We start from the raw sequence: 18,656 nt of genomic DNA, 5'->3' as shown, positions 1-18,656 counted from the left end.
TGAAACGGCGGGCATCGATATGGCGATGGATGCGGTCCTGTGCTGAAAAATTGGGCACGAACGCTTGCACCGGGTAAAGTTGTGAATTATGGTTCACTTAATGAATCAAAATTCACTTCATCATGGCCTATCGTAAAACCGAACGTGTCGAAGCACGGCTGGCGGACAACCGCCAGCGCATCCTCGCGGCTGCCCGCGAGCTGGTTTCGGAAGGGGGGTGGGGGGAGGCACAAGTCAGTCACGTCGCCTCCGCCGCCGGTGTCGCCACGGGTTCTGTCTATCGCTACTTCCCCTCGAAGGCGGACTTGTTCGTCGAGGTGCTGTCGGTCGTCTCGCAACGGGAGGTCGACGTGCTGGAGGCCATTGCCGACAACGGGGACTCGCCCCACCAGAACCTCCACGTGGCCATCTCGACCTTCGTCGCGCGGGCCATGCGCAACCGCCGGCTGGCCTATGCCCTGATTGCCGAGCCGTGCGAGAAGGAAATCGACGAGGCGCGCCTGGTTTATCGCCATGCCATCAGCAAGCAGATCATGCGCATCGTCAAGGAGGGCCAGGAGCGTGGGGAGTTCCGCGCCGATCTCGACCCGAGCATCGCCGCCACGATCATCGTTGGTGGGTTCATGGAAAGCCTGATCGGCCCCCTGTCCCCGCTCAACGCCGATTTCGACGCTTCGGGTCCGCAAGGCCCCGAAGCCGTGCATGCCTTGGCCGGGCAGATTGCCGAGGTGTGCTGTGCCGCAGTCGCCCGGTAGAACCCCCTCGCTTCACTAAACACATACCAAAGGAGACAGCCATGAACGCCCCCACCCCGGCAGAGACCATCAAGGCCGCCGCAGGCCGTTTCTCAACCCATGTCGTGAAGAACCAGGCGGCGATGCCGGCCGGCTTCAACGCCTTCGACGACGACGCCGTGCTGAAGGCGGCCATCGGGCGCGAGGCGCCCTGGGCGGCGGCCAAGTGCTCGGCCGTCGGCCAGCTTGCCGGGGACGAGGCGATCCAGGAGCTTGCCCGCCAGGCCAATCGCAACATCCCCGAGCTGAAGACCCATGACCGCTTCGGTAACCGCATCGACTGGGTGGATTTCCATCCGGCCTGGCATCAACTGATGTCGTTGGCGTGGCAACATGAAGTGCCGACGCTGGCCTGGACGGCCACGGAAAAGCATCCCCACTACGCCCGGGCGGTGCTGTCCTACCTGTGGAACCAGGTCGAGCAGGGAACGGGATGCCCCACCGGGATGGCCTATGCCTCCTACGCCGGCTTTTGCCACGAGCCTGCGCTGCGGATTTGGGCGGAAAAGTCCCTGGGCACGGTCTATGAGAACAGCCGCCGCGAGGTGGCCGACAAGCCGTCGGTGGTCATCGGCTACGCCATGACCGAAAAACAAGGCGGCTCCGACCTGCGCGAGACCCAGACCACCGCGGTGTTTTCCCATGCCGCCGATTACCACGGCGCCACTGCCCACTGGTACGAGCTGACCGGCCATAAGTGGTTCTGCTCGGTGCCCCAGTCCGATGGCTTCTTCACCCTGGCCAAGGTGAACGGCGGCGTGACCTGCTTCTTCCTGCCGCGCACGCTGCCCGACGGCAGCTACAACCGCTTCTTCATCCAGCGCCTCAAGGACAAGGCCGGCAACCGTTCCAACGCCGGCAGCGAAGTCGAGTACAGCGGCACCTTGGCGATCCGGGTCGGCGAGGAAGGCGCCGGCATCCGGGAGATCATTTCCCACTCCCACCTGACCCGCCTGGATTTCGCCGTGGGCTCGGCGGGATTGATGCGCCAGGTGCTCACCCTGGCCCTCAACCACGCCACGACCCGCGGCGGCTTCGGCTCCCCCCTGGCCAAGCGGCCGATGATGGCCAACGTGCTGGCCGACATGGCGGTCGAGGTCGAGGCGGCGACGCTGATGGCGCTGCGCATCGCCAAGGCCACGGACTACATCGAGAGCGATGCGCAGGAAAAGGCGTTCGCCCGGGTGGCGACGCCGATGGCGAAGTACTTCAACTGTTCCCGGGTGGTGGCGGTGGCCAACGAGGCCCTGCAATGCCACGGCGGCAACGGCTTCGTCGAGGATGGCCCGATGGCCCGCCTGTACCGGGAGGCGCCGCTCAACAGCGTGTGGGAAGGCACCGCCAACATGATGTGCATGGACGTGCGCCGCGCCATGACCAAGGATGCGAACTGCCGCGATGCACTGTTTGCCGAACTGGCCGACGTGCGCGGCCAGGACGCCCGCTTCGACGGCTACGTGGATGCCATGGGGCCGTTGCTGGAAGCGATGCTCCAGGACGAATTCCTGGCCCGCCCGGCCGCGGAGGCCATTGCCCGCTCCCTGCAAGGGGCGGAGCTGCTGCGCCATTCGACGCCGGAAGTCATCGACGTGTTTATGAAGACCCGGCTGGGGGGCGGTACGAACAGCTGGGGCGCCATGTTCGGCACGCTCGGCCCGAGCGTCACCCAGGCCCAGGCGGACCTGATCGTCGAACGGGCGCGGGTGATGCGCTGAACCGATGCGGGCTGCGAACCCCGGCCTCACTGGGTCATGAGGGGCTCGGGGTGCGCGGTTGCGGGCCGGGGCCGGGCGAAGCGCTGTTCCAGCACTTCGCTGCCCCATTGGGTGCCGGGCTTTTCTTCCACGCAGGCAAACCCGTGGGTCTCATAGAGGTGGCGGGCGGCAGCCAGGCCGGCGAAGGTCCACAGCTGGGTTTCCGCGAAACCCCGTTCATCCGCGAAGGCCAGGGCCGTGGCGATGAGCCCGCGTCCGACGCCGCCGCCGCGGGCACCATCGTCAACGATGAACCAGCGCAGGTGGGCGATGCCCTCGCCCATGTCCTCGCCGTCGATGGCGATCGAGCCGAGGATCTTGCCGTCTTGCCGGGCGGTCCACAGCCCGTTTCGGGGGCGCTCTAGGCGGTCGCAGAAATCCGCCAGGCCGCGGGCCACGACCGATTCGAAACGCTGGCCAAAGCCTGAGGCGCGGGCGTAGTAGAGGGCGTGCATTTCCGTGATGCGCGCGATGAGGCCCGGTTGGTAGCCGCCGACGATCTCGATGGGAGAAATGGGGGGGAGATCCTCTGCCTGGGACGCGAGGGCGCCGGTATACAGGCGCAGCCCCTCCAGCACGGCCCGGTCCTGGCCGGGTTGGAGCCGGCCAAGGGCCTCGGCCACCTGGGTGCGGGCGAACGCATGGATTGCCGCGACGCGCCGGTGGCCGGCGGGGGTGAGGGAAAGCCGCTTGACGCGGCCATCCTCCTGCCCGGCCTCTTCCTGGATGTCGCCGGCAAGCACGAGCTTGCGCAGCATCCGGCTGACGCTGGATTTTTCCAGGCGCAGGCGCGCGCCGAGGTCGCGGGCGGTGGCGCAGCCCCGCTCCAATTCGATCAGGGCATGCACGGCGGAGGGCGAAAGATCGGTGCCGGCGAAATCCCCGCCCATGAACCCCAGTTCGCGCACCATCGTGCGCGATACGGAGCGAATCGCTTCGACAAGGGATGGATCGGTCGCCATGGCGCAACTCTCGTGTTGAATGATGGTTGTTTTGTACAACCATAAGGTTGTATGTGGCAACCGGCGGAGAAATTACCGAAGCGCATTCAGGCGCCGTCGAGGCCCGGGATATGGCCCCAATCCCCCTCGCAGTGGTGCTTGCGGCAGCTTCGCACCCGGCCGAAAGCACACGGGCGGAGCCGAGCCGGTTCCGGGCGGCGAGTGCTCGGGGCCCGCATGCGGTGGCGAAGCGGTCAGGCGGATGCGGTAAAATCCTTGCCCCAACTGAACAAGCAAGGACCCAATCGTGAGCGCTCCCGTCGGCCTGAGACACCTGAGCAACCAGACCCTGTTCCGCAAGGGCGACGTGTTCGTCCTGTTTGGCGAGCTGTTCGGCCGCGGTTACGCCAACGGCCTGGTGAACCAGGCCCGGGAAGCGGGCATGACCCTGATCGGTATGACCGTGGGCCGGCGCGAGTCCGACGGTTCCCTGCGCCGCCTCACCGACGAGGAGCTGGCCGCCGCCGAAGCCAACCTGGGCGGCAAGATCATCAACGTGCCCCTGATGGCCGGCTTCGACATGGACGCCCCGGCCGGCACCCCGACCCCCACCGAGATGGTCGGCGGCATGGGCCTCAAGACCTGGCAGGACGACAAGCTCGACTGGGCCCAGGTGGAAGCCTGCCGCGCCGTCGGTGTGGCCCGCTTCAAGGCCGGCGTGGCCGAGGCCATGGCCCAGTTGGACGGTCTGATCCCGGACGGCGCCAACGTCTTCTTCGCCCACACCATGGCCGGCGGCTTGGTCAAGGCCAAGGTCTTCCTGGCCATCGCCAACCGCATCTACAAGGGCCGCGGTGAGCGCTTCATGTCCTCCCGCGCCCTGCTCGATTCCGATCTTGGCAAGCTCAACCTGATGAACTTCGACGAGGTCACCGCCAACACCTTCGGCTACCTCATCGAGGGCAGCGCCGCCCTGCGCGCGCGCATCGAAAAGAGCGGCGGCAGCACCCGCTACACCGCCTACGGCTACCACGGCACCGAGATCCTGATCGACGGCCAGTACCAGTGGCAGACCTACACCAACTACACCCAGGGCTACGCCAAGAAGCGCCTGGAGGACATCGCCCGGGCCGCCTGGGACCAGGGCATCAAGGCCACCGTCTTCAACTGCCCGGAAATCCGCACCAACTCCTCCGACATCTTCGTCGGCGTGGAACTGTCCCTGGTCCCCCTGCTCAACGCCCTCAAACGCGAAGGCTGCGGCGCCTGGGGCGAAGCCCAGTGGGCGGCCTGTCAGGCCCTGCTCAAGGACGACGCCTCCCTGGCCGAGGTGCTCGCCACCCTCAACCGCTACAACACCGACCCGGTCATGGTCGGCTTCCGCAACTTCGACGCCTGGCCCATGGACAATACCCCCGAGCTGGCCGAGTGCATGATCGGCACCGCCGAGGGCATCACCGCCCTGCATAAGGAGCGCACCGCCCTGATCACCGACCACCTGAGCGCCCTGGTGATCGAGGCCACCGGCCCGCTCATGTTCAACGAGGCCGGCGCCCCGAGCGGCCCGGTGCTGTGGCTCAATCACGACGTGATCGCCAAGCAGTTGGCTGCCCTGCACGGCTGAGTCTGGCGTTACGGTAGATAGGAGCGAGAGGGCCGGCACTGCCGGCCTTCTTCTTTTCGGCCTTCTTGTTTTGGATGCCGCTCCGCTGTGTCGGCTGGGCTATGCTTGGCGGGCATCCATCTTCCACGGCGGGATCGCCTCTGCTCCCGAGCATCCGACCATCGTGCAATCCACCACTCCCCCTTCCCCCAACGCCGAGCCGACCCGGGCCGAGATCGCGGCCCTGGCCGGGCCGGCCGTGCTCGAATTCGGCGCCTCCTGGTGCGGCCACTGCAAGGCCGCCCAGCCCCTGATCGCCACCGCCTGGGCCGGCCACGGCGGGGTGCGTCGCATCGTCATTGAGGATGGCCCCGGGCGCCGCCTGGGGCGGGCCTACCGCGTCACCCTGTGGCCGACCCTGGTGTTCCTGCGCGACGGTGAAGAGGTCGCCCGCCTGGTGCGGCCCAACGACGCCGACGAGATCGCCCGGGCCCTGGCCCTGATCGACCCGGCATGAACGCATGAGCGCCAACGACTTCGCCGCCCTGGACCGGGCGGGCCTCAATCTCCAGGCCGTGTTCGACCTGGATGCCCTGCCCGATGAACTGGCGGCCGACCTGCGCCGGCGTTTCGACCCGGCGGGCCGCTACCGCCAGCTGATCCTGCTCGGCCACGCCGGCCGGACCCTGTGGACGGCGGTGCAGGCCGCCAGCCTGGCGTCGGCGGACCCCATCGACGATTTCAGCGTCGCCACCGCCACCGCCTGGTTCGCCGAACGCTGCCCGGGCCGGGCGTGGCGCATCGTCTATCCCGGCGACGCCCCGGTGGGGCTCCAGGCCCTGGGCAAGCTGGCCGGCTGGCACCATCCCACCCCCTTCATGATCGGCATCCAGCCGGGCTGGGGCACCTGGTACGCCTACCGGCTGGCCATGCTCGCCGACAGCGACCTGGTGCCCACGCGGCCTCTGCGCCACGCCCCGCCCTGCGCCAGCTGTGCCGGCCGGCCCTGCGTCGCCGCCTGCCCGGCCGACGCCCTGGCGGGGGAGGGGTTCGCCCTGGAGCGCTGCATCGCCTACCGCCGCCGCGATGATTCCCGCTGCAAGGCCACCTGCGTCGCCCGCCTCGCCTGCCCGGTGGGGACCGAGCACCGCTACGACGAGGCCCAGCTGCGCCACACCTACGCGATCTCGTTGCGGGCCATCGAGGAATACTGCGCCGACCCGGGCCCCGGCGCGCCGCGTCCGGTCCATCGGGCCGCCAAGGCGCCGGGCGCCTAGGCCGGTGTTGCGCCGGGGGCGGCCGCCTGCCAGGCGGCGTAGCCCCCCTTGAGCGGGCGCACCGAGGTGTGCCCGCGCTGTTGCAGTTCCCGCGCCACCTTCACCGCCGTGGCATCCCCGGGACAGGCGCACATCGTGACGATGGACCGGTCCTTCGGCCAGGCGGCGGCGGTCTGGCACAGCTGGTCGGCGGGCAGGGCCACGGCCCCGGGGATGGGGCCGGTCTCGGCGATCATCGCCGCCCCGCGCAGGTCGAGCAGCAGGGGCGGCCGGTCAGAGGCCAGGGCCGCCAGCAGTTCGGCCGGGCTGATGTGGGGAATCGCCGCCAGCCGCTCGAAACGGTATTTCTGCCAGAACTTCCAACCCAGCCACAGGACGAAGGCGGCCAGCAGGGCCCCCGCCACCAGGCCGCCGTTGGCGCTCAGGGCGGCGATGGCTGCCTGGACCTGGCCGCGCAGCAGCCAGCCGGCCAGCAGCGCGGCACCGGCCCAGAGCGCCGCACCCAGGCCGGCGGCGGCGAGAAAGCTCGGCAGGGGCATGCGCAGGGCGCCGGCGATGGGCGGAGCTACGGTGGAAAAGCCGGGGACGAACTTGGCCACCACCAGGGACCACACTCCCCAGCGGATGAAGCGTCCCTCGGTTTCGGATACGCAGGACCCGGGGTTGATCGACAGCCGGCACAGGCCGTTCAGCACCCGGTAGCCGAAGGCCCGCCCGGCCAGGTACCACAGCCAGTCGGCAAACATCGAGGCCAGCACCGCCGCGCCGAGCAGGGCGCCGGCCTGGCCGCCGGCCAGGGCCAGGCTGCCCGCCACCAGCAGGGTGGGCACCGCCGGTACCGGCAGCCCCACCTGCTGCATGAGCACGTTGAGGAAGACCACCCAGACGGCGTCGCGCTGTAGGGCGGTGGTGAGCTGGGCGATGTCCATGGGGCCGGTCCGGGGTCGGGTGAGGGGCAAGCATAGCCGAAGCGGCCCGGGGCGGCGGGCCGGAACGATGGGTGGAGCGGATTTCTGCGCGGCGCATACTGTCGACACCGGGGTGCCCTGCGGGGCACCCGTGCATTCACAAGGAGATCGACATGCTGGACTGGAAAACCTACCGCAAGCAGCTGGTTACCCGCATCGGCGAAATCGCCGGCCTCAGCCCGGAGACGGTCAAGGGCTATCAGACCCTGAGCAATGCCGGCCAGGCCACCAACCACCTGGATGCCAAGACCCGGGAACTGATCGCCCTGGCGGTGGCGGTGACCACCCGCTGCGATGGCTGCATCGCCGTACATTCGGCGGCGGCCCTGAAGCAGGGCGCCAGCCGGGAGGAGATCGCCGAGGCCCTGGGCGTGGCGGTGGCCCTCAACGCCGGGGCGGCGCTGGTCTATTCGGCCCGGGTGATGGATGCCATTGCGCCCCCCGAGGCCCAGGGCTGAACCTTCCCGGCGGCCCCGCTCAGGCGGCGCCGAGGCGCCACAGGGAGGTGACTTCCTTGCTGCGTGCCGCATGCAGCGGGTCGTCCGGGTCGCCGGCCTTGGGGTGGCGCGGGCGGACGTCGTGGCGGCCGAGCACCGTCAGCCCGGCCTCGGCGATCCAGGCGAGCAGTTGCTCCCGGGGGCGCAGCCCCAGGTGCTCGGCCAGGTCGGAAATGATCAGCCAGCCCTCGCCGCCAGGGGGGAGGTGGGCCGCCAGCCCGGCGAGAAAGCCGCGCAGCATGCGGCTGTCCGGGTCGTAGACCGCGTACTCCACGGCAGAGGTCGGCTTGGCCGGCACCCAGGGCGGGTTGCACACCACCAGGGGCGCCCGGCCTTCCGGGAACAGGTCGGCCTCGATCACCTCCACCTGCCGCGCCAGCCCCAGCCGGGCCAGGTTGTCCCGGGCGCAGGCCAGGGCGCGCGGGTCCTGGTCGGTGGCGACGATGCGCGGGATGCCGCGCCGCGCCAGCACTGCCGCCAGTACGCCGCTGCCGGTGCCGATGTCGAAGGCCAGGGCCGGCGCCGGGCTGGGCAGGGGCACGCTCGCCACCAGGTCCACGTACTCGCCGCGCACCGGCGAAAAAACGCCGTAGTAGGGGTGGATGCGTCCGCCCAGGGCGCCAATCTCCACCCCCTTCTTGCGCCACTCGTGGGCGCCCACCAGCCCGAGCAGTTCGCGCAGCGACAGCACCGAGGGGCCGTCCGCCGGGCCGTAGGCTTCCAGGCAGGCGGCGGCCACGTCCGGAGCGCGGCGCAGGGGGATGCGGTAGTCGGCATCCAGGGGAATCAGCACCTTCCCCAGCACCCGGGCCCGTTCCCCCTGGGTCTGGCGGTGGCGGTGGAAGGCTTCAGCCGGGGTGGGGGGCGTGGCGGTCCCGGGGGCCTTGGCCTTCTTGCGCGCCGCCGGGCTGGGCTTGTCGGCGCGCCGGGCCAGGGCCTGGAGCAACTGCCGGGCGTTGTGGAAGTCGCCGCGCCAGAGCAGGGCGGTGCCCTCGCAGGCCAGCCGGTAGGCGGCGTCGGCGTTCAGGGTGTCGTCGGCGAGCTGCACCTTCTTGGGCGGTGGGCTGCCGTTTTCCGAGCGCCAGCGGGCGCTGTGGTGGCCGTCGCCGTCGGTCCAGCAGAGTTGGGGGATGTCGCTCATGACGGGGCCACGCTCGGTAAGGCGGGGCGGCTGCCCCGGGAGCGGCGATTGTAGAGAGGCCCCGGGCCCGGAGCAACGCGCGGGGGGCGTTGCTGCACAACGACACGGTGCCGGTACGGCGAGGCATGGCGGTGCGGGCTCGTCCGGCGTTTGCCGCAAGGGCCGCCGCCTGGTGCCCGTTTGACGTGCTGCACCGCAGCGCGCTACCCTGCCCGGGCTTCGGTTCCCCGTCCCGGGGATGAAAAGGGAATCCGGTGCGGATTGGGGGAAACCTCCCCGAATCCCAGTCCGGAGCTGCCCCCGCAACTGTAAGCGGCGAGTGTCGCGCCCATTCTTTGCCACTGGCGATGTCATGCCGGGAAGGCTGGCGCGATACGGCGACCCGCAAGCCAGGAGACCTGCCGCGGCGTTCTTTCATCAATCCAAGTGGGGCGGGGTGTCCCCGGAGGAATGGAATGCGCGCATCTGCAACCGCTGTCCTGGCCCGGCGTCCGCTCCCTGCGGCTGCGCCGGTCCGTCATGGCCGCCCGTCCGGGTGGCCTGCCGCTTTCGCTCCCGTCGTTCCGGCCACGCCCGCTCCGCACCCTTCAGGAGATGCGCATGCGCATGGAAGCACTGGAGCAGGCCGCCGTCGCGGGGACGGCCACCGCTCGACCCCTCGATTCCCACGATTTCCCCGATTCTTCCGTTCCCGCCGCTGACACCCTGCCGGCGCCGTCGCCCACGGTGCTGGTGGACGTGGTCTTTCCCGACCAGGCCAACCACCACGGCACCCTCTTCGGCGGCGCCGCCCTGGCGATGATGGACAAGCTGGCCTTTCTCGTCGCCACCCGGGAAACCCGGCGCCCCATGGTCACCGCCAGCACCGGGGCCATCGACTTCCTCCGCCCGATCCCCCAGGGGCGGCTGGTGGAGCTGTCGGGCAGGGTGGCGCGCCGCGGCAACCGCTCGGTGGAGGTGGAAGTGGTGCTGGCCGCCGAGGACATGACCCGGGGGACACGGGAAACCTGCGCCACCGCCCGCTTCGTGCTGGTGGCGGTGGGCGAGGGCAGCGCTACCCCGCCGGCAGCCCCGGACCCGGTGGTCCTGGCGGGCCTGGGGCCGGTCACCCACCTTGTGGAGATCGTCTTCCCCGGCCATACCAACCATCACGGTACCTTGTTCGGCGGCGAGGCCCTGGCCCGCCTGGGCAAGGCCGCCATGGTGGCCGCCACGCGTTACGCCCGGCTGCCGGTGGTGATGGCCGCTTCCGAGCGCATCGACTTCCACGCCCCGGTGCTGGAAGGCGAGATCGTCGATCTCGCCGCCCGGGTGGTGGCGGTGGGCAACACTTCGATGACCGTGGATGTGCTGATGTACGGCGAAGACCTGTTGAGCGGCCGGCGCCGCCTGTGCACCCGGGGCCGCTTCGTGCTGGTGGCGGTGGGCTACGATGGACGTCCCACGCCGGTGCCCCAGCCGTTCCGCGGCACGCACCCGGGCTGATCCGGCACTGGGCGAGGACCGCCCGGCCCCAGGGCAGGGTCGGTCCGGGGCGGGGATGGGCGATTTATAGTCTTTTGCTATTTTCAATATGAATACAATTGACTGGATTAACTGACGGAGGGCCCCTAAGATTCACCCATCGCAGCACCCAACCCCAACCCGATTTGCCACAACCAGCTAAGGAGAATCACAGATGAGCACCTCCCTGATCAACACCGAAATCAAGCCGTTCAACGCCACCGCCTTCCACGCCGGCAAGTTCGTGCCGGTCTCCGACGCCGACCTGAAGGGCAAGTGGTCCGTGGTCTTCTTCTACCCCGCCGACTTCACGTTCGTCTGCCCGACCGAACTGGGCGACCTGGCCGACACCTACGGCGAGTTCCAGAAGCTGGGCGTGGAAATCTACTCCGTTTCCACCGACACCCACTTCACCCACAAGGCCTGGCACGACAGCTCCGAGACCATCGGCAAGATCACCTACCCGATGATCGGCGATCCCACCGGCGCCATCACCCGCAACTTCGGCGTGATGATCGAAGAAGCCGGCCTGGCCGAGCGCGGCACCTTCGTGATCGACCCCCAGGGCAAGATCCAGATCATCGAGATCAACGCCGGTGGCATCGGCCGCGACGCCGCCGAGCTGCTGCGCAAGGTCAAGGCCGCCCAGTACGTGGCCTCCCACCCGGGCGAAGTCTGCCCCGCCAAGTGGAAGGAAGGCGACGCCACCCTGGCCCCGTCCCTGGACCTGGTCGGCAAGATCTAAGCGCCACCGCAGCACCCCAACCCCAAGCAGGAACCAACCCCCGGGCCCCGGCCCGGGGGGCGGGCAAGATGTTGCCCGGTTCCGGGATCCCAGCGGCAAGGCGCCTGCCATCAGGCTCAGACGCTTTCCCCCTGCAATTCTCAAATTCTCATCCAGATTCCAGATTCTTCGGGAGACCGCCATGCTCGACACCAACATCAAGACCCAGCTCAAGGCCTACCTTGAAAAGCTCGTCCAGCCCATCGAACTCGTGGCCTCCCTGGACGATTCTGCCAAGGCCCAGGAAATGCGCGGCCTGCTGCTGGATATCGCCGAACTGTCGCCCAAGGTGACCCTGCGCGAGAACGGCACCGCCGCCCGCCGCCCGTCCTTCGCCATCGCCAAGGCCGGCGAGACCCCGCGCATCCACTTCGCCGGCATCCCCATGGGCCACGAGTTCACCTCCCTGGTGCTGGCCCTGCTGCAAAGCGGCGGCCACCCGCCCAAGATCGAAGCCGACGTGATCGCGCAGATCAAGGGCCTGGAAGGCAAGTTCAGCTTCGAGACCTTCGTCTCCCTGTCCTGCCATAACTGCCCGGACGTGGTGCAGGCCCTCAACACCCTGGCCGTGCTCAACCCCGGCTTCGAAGCGGTGATGATCGACGGCGGCATGTTCCAGCAGGAAGTGGAAGACCGCCAGATCATGGGCGTGCCCGCCGTCTATCTCAACGGCGAACTGTTCGGCCAGGGCCGCATGGAACTGGGCGAAATCATCGCCAAGCTCGACACCGGTGCCGCCGCCCGGGCCGCCGAGAAGATCGCCCAGAAGGACGTGTTCGACGTGTTGGTGGTGGGGGGCGGCCCGGCCGGCGCCGCCGCCGCCATCTACGCCGCCCGCAAGGGCATCCGCACCGGCGTGGCGGCCGAGCGCTTCGGCGGCCAGGTGCTCGACACCCTGGGCATCGAGAACTTCATCTCGGTGAAGGAAACCGAAGGCCCCAAGCTGGCCATGGCCCTGGAACAGCACGTGCGCGACTACGACGTGGACATCATGAACCTGCAACGCGCCGTGGGCCTCAAGCCCGCCGCCGACGGCAAGCCCGCCGAGGTCACCCTGGCCAACGGCGCGGTGCTCAAGAGCAAGACGGTGATCCTTTCCACCGGCGCCCGCTGGCGCGAGATGGGCGTGCCCGGCGAAGCCGAGTACCGCACCAAGGGCGTGGCCTACTGCCCCCACTGCGACGGCCCCCTGTTCAAGGGCAAGCGCGTGGCGGTGATCGGTGGCGGCAACTCCGGTGTGGAAGCGGCCATCGACCTGGCCGGCATCGTCGCCCACGTCACCCTGCTGGAATTCGGTGCCGAACTTCGCGCCGACGCCGTGCTGCAAAAGAAGCTCTACAGCCTGCCCAACGTCACCGTCATCACCCAGGCCCAGACCACCGAAGTCACCGGCGACGGCCAGAAGGTCAACGGCCTGGTGTACAAGGACCGGGCGAGCGGTGAAACGAAGAAGGTGGAACTGGAAGGCATCTTCGTCCAGATCGGCCTGCTGCCCAACACCGACTGGCTCAAGGGCACGGTGGAGCTGTCCAGCCGAGGCGAGATCATCATCGACGACAAGGGCCAGACCTCGATCCCCGGCGTCTTCGCCGCCGGCGACTGCACCACGGTGCCCTACAAGCAGATCATCATCGCCATGGGCGAAGGCGCCAAGGCCAGCCTCGCCGCCTTCGACCACCTGATCCGCACGTCAGTGACGGCGTAAGTTTTACCGCCGCAGCAACAAAAAGCCCGCCCCGGGGAACTGGGGCGGGCTTTTTGTTTTTGGTTGCGTGTGTGGAACTGGTATTACGTCTGAAGAGTAGATGCTATCACTATATTGGTAAATGCTTTTGACATTTTATTGATTGGTTACTAGGATGAAGTGCTAAACATATATAGAAATATGGCTGATGACATCAGCAGTGACTGCATTAGATCGGAGATATTACAAGGTACTCTATTTTTGTTCTTGATAAGGAGGGTCTCATGAGAAATTTTTTCAGCGTGACTGTCAGCGTTGTCCTGATGTTGTTTATTCTTGCTCCCGCAAGGGCACAAATGTATGTTCCGATAGACCCTGCAGTAAAGAGTAAAAGTGGGGAAATAACTGCTTCCACAAAAAATCTACTAACTAAGCGCCTGGGGCTAGATTCAATTAGCGCTGACGTTAGGCTGCTATCAACATTGACACCTGATAAGGCCGCAGTATTTCCAGAATGCTCGCCAGTGCCAACTACAAATGACGTATCTGGATCATTCGATTATAAGCGAGTGCTACTGGCTAGTTCTGCTGCAGTAAAACTTGGAGTGCCTGTGGCAAACGTAACGGCAACAGGTAATCAAATGGTACTGGTGCAGGATTATTCTCGAACAAAAGAATGCCTTGCTACAGATAGCCAAACAAGGCTTCTATACGGGCAGACAATTCGTACTGTAATCACTATAGCCAACTTTGATTCACAAGCAAATCTGAGCCTGCCTGCTATTGCTGCCAATGCAACTATTGGGGGGAAGAGCAACTCAGTGCAGGTGCAGATTTTTGGGTTCTCAAACCCGCAAATACCAACACTAATTGCAGGGATTTCTGGTAAAGAGTTGAATGTTGAGACTTATGGCGAGTTCGCAAAAATTCACAGTGATCTTATAAAACTAACGGCTGATGCAGCTACAACTCCATCAATGGCCCGTTTGGGAATCGTTGCCAGCGAAGAACAGGATAACTTGAGGAGTAATGTTGCTTCAGCTTTCGCACTACAGCAAATCAAGGATGGAAGAAGTTGCAATGATGCAAAGGCAAAGTACAAGCAGTCTAGCGATCCTTCCATAAGCGCAATCGACCAAACATATGGCCTTGTTATTGGGGGCTGCTCTTCTGCTGTTCCCAGTTCTCAACAAAAAGATAAGGCGTCAGATTATTTGAAAGGAATTCAAGTGAAATATTCCATTTTTTAAATAAAGGCTGGCCTTCTGTTTCCCGGATTTGTGTGTGCCTTTTTACGAGTTCGGCGATTTTAAGCTCTGTATCTGTTCATGGTTTCAATTTTTATTTTCATAACGAAGTCTATGGTGCAATTAATCCATTATATCGAGAGGGATGGGAAATAACTCTTCTATCGCATAGCTCTTCCAATCACTGCCGCTTATTCCCCTTCTCTATCCGCTTCGCCAGCATGTCGTAGCACCCGTCCGATACTTCCTTCTGGTGGTCCAGCAGGCAGTTCACGATGCGGCCGCCGCCGGGTTGGACGCCTTGGCAGAGGCGGCCTACGTCCTGTTTGCAGGCGGCCAGGCCGCGCTGGTTGTCCAGGCGCTGCTTGAGGGCGTTGTAGCAGCCGTCGGAAATGTCCTGCTGGTGGTCGAGCAGGCATTCCTGGGCGGGGCCGGAGCCGGGGCAGAACTTCTGGACGTCGGCCTGGCAGGCGGGGGGCGTCTGGGCCTGGGCGATCGCGGGCAGGCCGGCGAGGGCGAGGAGCAGGGGCAGGGCGCGGCGGAGGGCGGTACGGGGGGAGTTGCGGAACATGGCGTCACCTGAGGGGCGGAGGATGTAAAACGGCCCCGGAGGCGCGAACCTTCCGGGGCCGGCAAGGGCGTCCTGGGCGGCGCTCAGCCCCGGTGCGGGCGGGCGGCGCGGGCGTCGTTGCGGCGTTCTGCCCGGTCGGCGTTCAGGTCACGGTGGTCCTGGCGGCGGTCGGCCCGGTCGGTGTGCAGATCCTGGCGGTCCTGGCGCAGGTCGCGGCGGTCGTTGCCGATGTCGCGGCGATCCCGCTGCACTGCCCGGTTGTCCTGGCGCAGGGTGGAATCGTCGCGGCGCAGGTTCTGGCGGTCCTGGGCGAGGGCGGTGGAGTTGCCGCTCTGGCGGTCGTTGCGCAGGGTGTTCAGGTCCTGGCGGCGCTGGGCGGCGGCCTGCTGGTCGGCACTGCGGTCCTGGTTGAGCTGGTTGCGGTCCTGGCGCAGGTCGGTCCGGTCGTTGGCGATGTTGCTGCGGTCCTGGCGGATGTCCCGATTGTCCTGGCGCAGATCGCGGCGATCCTGGCGGATGTCGCGGTTATCCTGGTTCACGGCCGGGTTGCCGCCGCTCGGCGGGGTCGGGCTGGTGCTGGTCTGGGCGAAGGCGGCGCCGGCGCACAGGGTGCACACGGCGAGGGCGATAAGGGTCTTGCGGATCAGCATGGCGTTCTCCTGATAGGGCGGCGCATTGCGATGGCGCCTGGGCGTGGCGGGGACTGCGTGAAGGCTCGGTCGGTGTCAGGCAAGACGGCTAGGGCGGCCGGGGCGCAACTGCCTCCCCGTTGCCGGTGGAATCGGATCAGTCGTGGTGCCAGTAACCGCCGCTCAGGCGCCACTGGCCCTGGTCACCCCGGTCCCAGCGGTGGGGCACCCAGTGCTCCCGCTCCCGGTGGCGTTCCCAGTGGCCCTCGATCCAGCGGTGCTGGTTGCCTTCCCAGTGCCAGTAGCCGGGCACCCAGAAGAAATCACGGCCCGGAGCCTCGGGGATCACTTCCACTCGGGGCGGCGGCGGGGCCACAGGGGCGACCACGGCCACGCTGGGGCCGCTGATCGTCACCCGGGGCGGCACCACGGTACAGGCGCCCAGGGCCAGGGTGCAGGCCAGCAGCGGGACGAGGAAGGCGGATGGCTTGTTCATATGCGATATCGGATAAAAACCCGTAAATGGCGGCTTGGTGTGGAATCGGCGGAGCGTGGCGCAAAAGCGCCGTCGCTTTCCGGTAACTCCCTGCCAATGCAGCCATTACGCCAGGGTTGAGGGCCGGGGGGCGACCGTCCTGGCTGGGGCGAAATCACATTAATCCTGACGTTTGACCGTGATCTGACCTGAAACGCGGCCATCACGCCGAAAGCGCGTAAAAAAATGTAAGGATTTCGATACAGAACGGCCCGGCCGCCTTGCCATGGGGCATGGCGCGTGGGCGCCGCCACGGGCGGGGGCGAGGAATGGGGCTGCTTAAGACCGGCGGGATGACCGGCCGAAGCCGAGTTGGCCGAACTGGCCGGGATGCCGTCCGCCGGCCCAGGCGGCCGGCGGAGGAAGGGGAGAAACGGGGATGGGGGATTAGGGAGCGGCAAGCCGCCCCGCGCCATGGCGCGGGGCTACCGGAGCGACGATCAGAAGGGTGGGTCGGACTCGCCCTTGAGGGCCAGGAATTCGTCGATCAGGCGGGCCAGCAAGGCGTCCTTGTCGTCGTCGGACAGCCCCAGCAGCTGGGCGGCACGGCGAGCCTTACCCGGATTGATGTGGCGCGGGGTGGCCGGTGCCTCGGCCGCGGAGGGCTTGGCCGGAGCGGCAGGCGCGGTGGCTGCACCGGACTCAGCGGCGGCACCGGGTTGGCCCGGTACAGCGGCTGCGGCTGCCCCGGCCCCATCGCCGTGTCCGCCGGCCGCCGCAGCGGCAGGAGCCGGTGCTTCGGACGCTTCCGCCTTCTTGCGACCGCGCTTCAGGCCCTCGGCAGAGAGGGCGCTTTCCACCGCCTGCTTGGCCAGCTTCGCGCCGTCCTGCACCTGTTCGATCAGGGTATCCACCCGGGCCTCGTTCTTCTGCGCCAGCTTTTCCAACTGGATGGCGGTGGCGGTACTGGTGATCTTGCCCGAGTCGAGCAGGGCGCTGACCTTGGGCGAAAGGTTGGCGGCGGCGGTGGCCTGGGTGAGCCATGATTGGGGCCGGCCGAAGTGCTCGGCGGCGGCTTCGCGGCTGTCGAAGCGCTGGGCGATGGCCTGGATGGCGTTGGCCATCTCCCGGCTCTCCAAGGGCGCGCGCACGCCCTGGCCCAGGTTCTCGAAGACCTGGATCTCCAGGGCCTCCTCCGCGGCGCAGGGGCGCACCAGGGCCGGCACCCGGGTTTCGCCGGCGAGCATGGCGGCGCGCCAGCGGCGTTCGCCGACGATGAGCCGATGCCGGCCGTCGCTACCGGCGGGTTGCACGATCAGGGGCTGGATCAGCCCCTTGGCCTGGATCGAGGCCACCAGGGCCTTCAGTCCGGCGGTATCCACCTGCTTGCGCGGGTGTTCCGGGTCCGGGTCGATCAACGCCAAGTCGATCAGCTTGAAATCGGGTGGGGTGTCCTTGAAGGCCATGGCCGTTCCTGCAAACGAAGCAAAAGAAGAAAACAAAATCCCCCGCCGTGGGCGGGGGCAAAAAGGGGCGGCATGGTGCGACTTTTTGCCAGGGTTTTCAAGGCTTGACGGCGGCGGTTTCCAGCGGACGCACCGCCTGGCCGGCTGCTTTGGGCTTTTTGCCCCGGCGCAGCCACATCAGCACCCCGGTGGCGGCCAGCAGCAAGGCCAGGGGGCCGGCGGCGGCCACCAGCAGGCGGCCGGGCAGGCCGAAAGCGCTGCCGGTGTGCAGGGGTGTCTGCCAGGCCAGATAGGCCTCGCCGGCGGGCAGGCGGGTGGCGTCCTTGACCCGCAGCGCGTCGCCGCGCCAGGGATCGACCCACACCGTGCTGCGGCCGCCGCTGGGGCGGCGCACCTCGCCAGGCAGCAGGAACGAGACGGCGTAGGCGTCCCGGGGCGATTGGGGCAGGCCGATGCGCTTGAGGGCGCCCTGGGGCAGGGCGGCCTGGGCGGCGGCCACCGCCTCGTCCGGGGTCAGGGGTGCCTGGCCGGAGCGTGGCTCGACCCGGGGCGGCTTGTCCGCGTCCAGGGGGGCGAACCAGCCCACCACCGGCTTCACGGTGGCGGGCCGGGCCATGTACATGCCAGTGACGGCCAGGACGAGCAGCACGGGCAGGGTGTAGAAGCCGGCGGCCCGGTGCAGGTCGAACAGCAGGCGCCCCGTTCCGGCATTGCGCTTGACCGTCAGGGCTAGGCGCAGCTTGCGCCGGCCCGGCCACCACAGGTAAAGGCCGACCAGGGAGGTGAGGCTCCAGGCCAGGGCGGCGCCGGCCATCAGCCACAGGCCGAACTCGCCGAGCAGCAACTGGCCGTGCAGGTGGTTGACGAGGTGCAGCAGGCCGGTCCGGCTGAAGTCGATGCGGCTGCGTTCCCGGGCGCCCAGCTCGCGGCCGCTGTAGGGGTCGAACAGGGCCTGGAGCCAGTCGAAGCGCCCCGGCTCGCCGGCCCGGGGTTGTTTCAGCCATACCGCCGTGGCATCGCCCGGGCGGGCCGGCGGGGTAATGGACACCGCTTGGTGGGCGGGATGGTTGCGCCGGGCAGTGTCGAGCAGCTCGGCCAGGGGCCGGGGCACGGCATCCGCCCGAGGTGGGGCGATGGTGAGCAGCTCCGGATTGAGCAGCCGGTCCAGTTCCGGGGTGAAGACGAGAAGGCTGCCGGTGACGGCGGCGAGGCCCACCAAAGCGGCCAGGGCCAGGCCGGTGTAGCGGTGCAGCAGGGAGCACAGGCGGCGGATGCGCATGGGATCGGGGATTTAGGTTGGTCGGGGTAAAAAATGCGCAGCT

At 67.4% G+C, this 18,656-nt stretch carries 18 protein-coding genes and 1 riboswitch; of the genes, 10 read left to right on the top strand and 8 right to left on the bottom strand.

Annotation, left to right across the window (positions count from 1 at the left end; genetic code table 11):
- The first annotated feature begins 122 nt into the window (after positions 1-122).
- Positions 123-755 (top strand): TetR/AcrR family transcriptional regulator, encoded by a 633-nt coding sequence (locus tag LWW89_RS02630; protein ID WP_293260636.1) that lies wholly within the window; start codon positions 123-125, stop codon positions 753-755.
- 41 nt (positions 756-796) lie between these two features.
- Positions 797-2,509 carry an acyl-CoA dehydrogenase family protein gene (locus LWW89_RS02625; RefSeq protein WP_293260634.1) on the top strand — a complete coding sequence of 571 codons (1,713 nt, stop codon included), beginning with the start codon at positions 797-799 and terminating at the stop codon, positions 2,507-2,509.
- Positions 2,510-2,535: 26 nt separating this feature from the next.
- Here the strand turns inward: LWW89_RS02625 and LWW89_RS02620 are convergent, their stop codons facing one another.
- Positions 2,536-3,510, bottom strand: a complete 975-nt coding sequence (locus tag LWW89_RS02620; protein WP_293260632.1) for a helix-turn-helix domain-containing GNAT family N-acetyltransferase — start codon at positions 3,508-3,510, stop codon at positions 2,536-2,538.
- 286 nt (positions 3,511-3,796) lie between these two features.
- Between LWW89_RS02620 and LWW89_RS02615 the strand changes: the two genes are divergently transcribed.
- From LWW89_RS02615 to LWW89_RS02605, 3 genes are all read left to right on the top strand, one after another.
- Complete coding sequence (locus LWW89_RS02615; RefSeq protein ID WP_293260630.1) at positions 3,797-5,113, top strand: hypothetical protein; 1,317 nt, start codon at positions 3,797-3,799, stop codon at positions 5,111-5,113.
- A 163-nt stretch (positions 5,114-5,276) separates the two neighbouring features.
- The gene (locus tag LWW89_RS02610) at positions 5,277-5,609 is read left to right on the top strand and encodes a thioredoxin family protein (protein WP_293260629.1); all 333 of its coding nucleotides are present in this window, start codon (positions 5,277-5,279) and stop codon (positions 5,607-5,609) included.
- Positions 5,610-5,613: 4 nt separating this feature from the next.
- On the top strand, positions 5,614-6,369 hold the full coding sequence (locus tag LWW89_RS02605) for a hypothetical protein (protein ID WP_293260628.1): 756 nt from the start codon (positions 5,614-5,616) through the stop codon (positions 6,367-6,369).
- Here LWW89_RS02605 and LWW89_RS02600 read toward each other — a convergent pair.
- Positions 6,366-7,298 (bottom strand): VTT domain-containing protein, encoded by a 933-nt coding sequence (locus LWW89_RS02600; protein ID WP_293260627.1) that lies wholly within the window; start codon positions 7,296-7,298, stop codon positions 6,366-6,368. The genes LWW89_RS02605 and LWW89_RS02600 overlap by 4 nt on opposite strands.
- Positions 7,299-7,450: 152 nt before the next feature.
- Here LWW89_RS02600 and LWW89_RS02595 point away from each other — a divergent pair, with 152 nt between their 5' ends.
- Entirely contained in the window at positions 7,451-7,795 is a 345-nt protein-coding gene (locus LWW89_RS02595; RefSeq protein WP_293260626.1) for a carboxymuconolactone decarboxylase family protein, read from the top strand.
- Between the two features lie 19 nt (positions 7,796-7,814).
- Here the strand turns inward: LWW89_RS02595 and LWW89_RS02590 are convergent, their stop codons facing one another.
- Positions 7,815-8,975 carry a class I SAM-dependent methyltransferase gene (locus LWW89_RS02590; protein ID WP_293260625.1) on the bottom strand — a complete coding sequence of 387 codons (1,161 nt, stop codon included), beginning with the start codon at positions 8,973-8,975 and terminating at the stop codon, positions 7,815-7,817.
- A gap of 203 nt (positions 8,976-9,178) precedes the next feature.
- Positions 9,179-9,396: riboswitch (cobalamin riboswitch) on the top strand.
- Positions 9,397-9,575: 179 nt separating this feature from the next.
- Here LWW89_RS02590 and LWW89_RS02585 point away from each other — a divergent pair.
- The 4 genes from LWW89_RS02585 to LWW89_RS02570 all read left to right on the top strand — a co-directional run bounded on the left by LWW89_RS02585 (position 9,576) and on the right by LWW89_RS02570 (position 14,196).
- On the top strand, positions 9,576-10,460 hold the full coding sequence (locus LWW89_RS02585; protein ID WP_293260624.1) for an acyl-CoA thioesterase: 885 nt from the start codon (positions 9,576-9,578) through the stop codon (positions 10,458-10,460).
- A 193-nt stretch (positions 10,461-10,653) separates the two neighbouring features.
- Positions 10,654-11,223: an alkyl hydroperoxide reductase subunit C gene (gene ahpC / locus LWW89_RS02580; protein ID WP_293260623.1), complete on the top strand. Its 570-nt coding sequence runs from the start codon at positions 10,654-10,656 to the stop codon at positions 11,221-11,223.
- A 181-nt stretch (positions 11,224-11,404) separates the two neighbouring features.
- The gene (gene ahpF / locus LWW89_RS02575) at positions 11,405-12,967 is read left to right on the top strand and encodes an alkyl hydroperoxide reductase subunit F (protein ID WP_293260622.1); all 1,563 of its coding nucleotides are present in this window, start codon (positions 11,405-11,407) and stop codon (positions 12,965-12,967) included.
- Positions 12,968-13,230: 263 nt separating this feature from the next.
- The gene (locus LWW89_RS02570; protein WP_293260621.1) at positions 13,231-14,196 is read left to right on the top strand and encodes a hypothetical protein; all 966 of its coding nucleotides are present in this window, start codon (positions 13,231-13,233) and stop codon (positions 14,194-14,196) included.
- A 178-nt stretch (positions 14,197-14,374) separates the two neighbouring features.
- Here LWW89_RS02570 and LWW89_RS02565 read toward each other — a convergent pair whose 3' ends face one another.
- The 5 genes from LWW89_RS02565 to LWW89_RS02545 form a co-directional block, all read right to left on the bottom strand.
- Positions 14,375-14,764, bottom strand: coding sequence for a cysteine rich repeat-containing protein (locus tag LWW89_RS02565; protein WP_293260620.1), 390 nt, complete (start codon positions 14,762-14,764; stop codon positions 14,375-14,377).
- 83 nt (positions 14,765-14,847) lie between these two features.
- Entirely contained in the window at positions 14,848-15,414 is a 567-nt protein-coding gene (locus tag LWW89_RS02560) for a hypothetical protein (protein ID WP_293260619.1), read from the bottom strand.
- Between the two features lie 136 nt (positions 15,415-15,550).
- Positions 15,551-15,889: a YXWGXW repeat-containing protein gene (locus LWW89_RS02555; RefSeq protein WP_293260618.1), complete on the bottom strand. Its 339-nt coding sequence runs from the start codon at positions 15,887-15,889 to the stop codon at positions 15,551-15,553.
- 479 nt (positions 15,890-16,368) lie between these two features.
- Entirely contained in the window at positions 16,369-17,334 is a 966-nt protein-coding gene (locus LWW89_RS02550; RefSeq protein WP_293260617.1) for a ParB/RepB/Spo0J family partition protein, read from the bottom strand.
- A gap of 97 nt (positions 17,335-17,431) precedes the next feature.
- Positions 17,432-18,613, bottom strand: coding sequence for a PepSY-associated TM helix domain-containing protein (locus LWW89_RS02545; protein WP_293260615.1), 1,182 nt, complete (start codon positions 18,611-18,613; stop codon positions 17,432-17,434).
- Positions 18,614-18,656 lie beyond the last annotated feature (43 nt).

The sequence above is a fragment of the Oryzomicrobium sp. genome, from assembly GCF_021287045.1.
Lineage (GTDB): Bacteria > Pseudomonadota > Gammaproteobacteria > Burkholderiales > Rhodocyclaceae > Oryzomicrobium.
The sequence above is the reverse complement of the archived record's forward strand: the minus strand, read 5'-3'. Positions and strand labels throughout refer to the sequence as shown.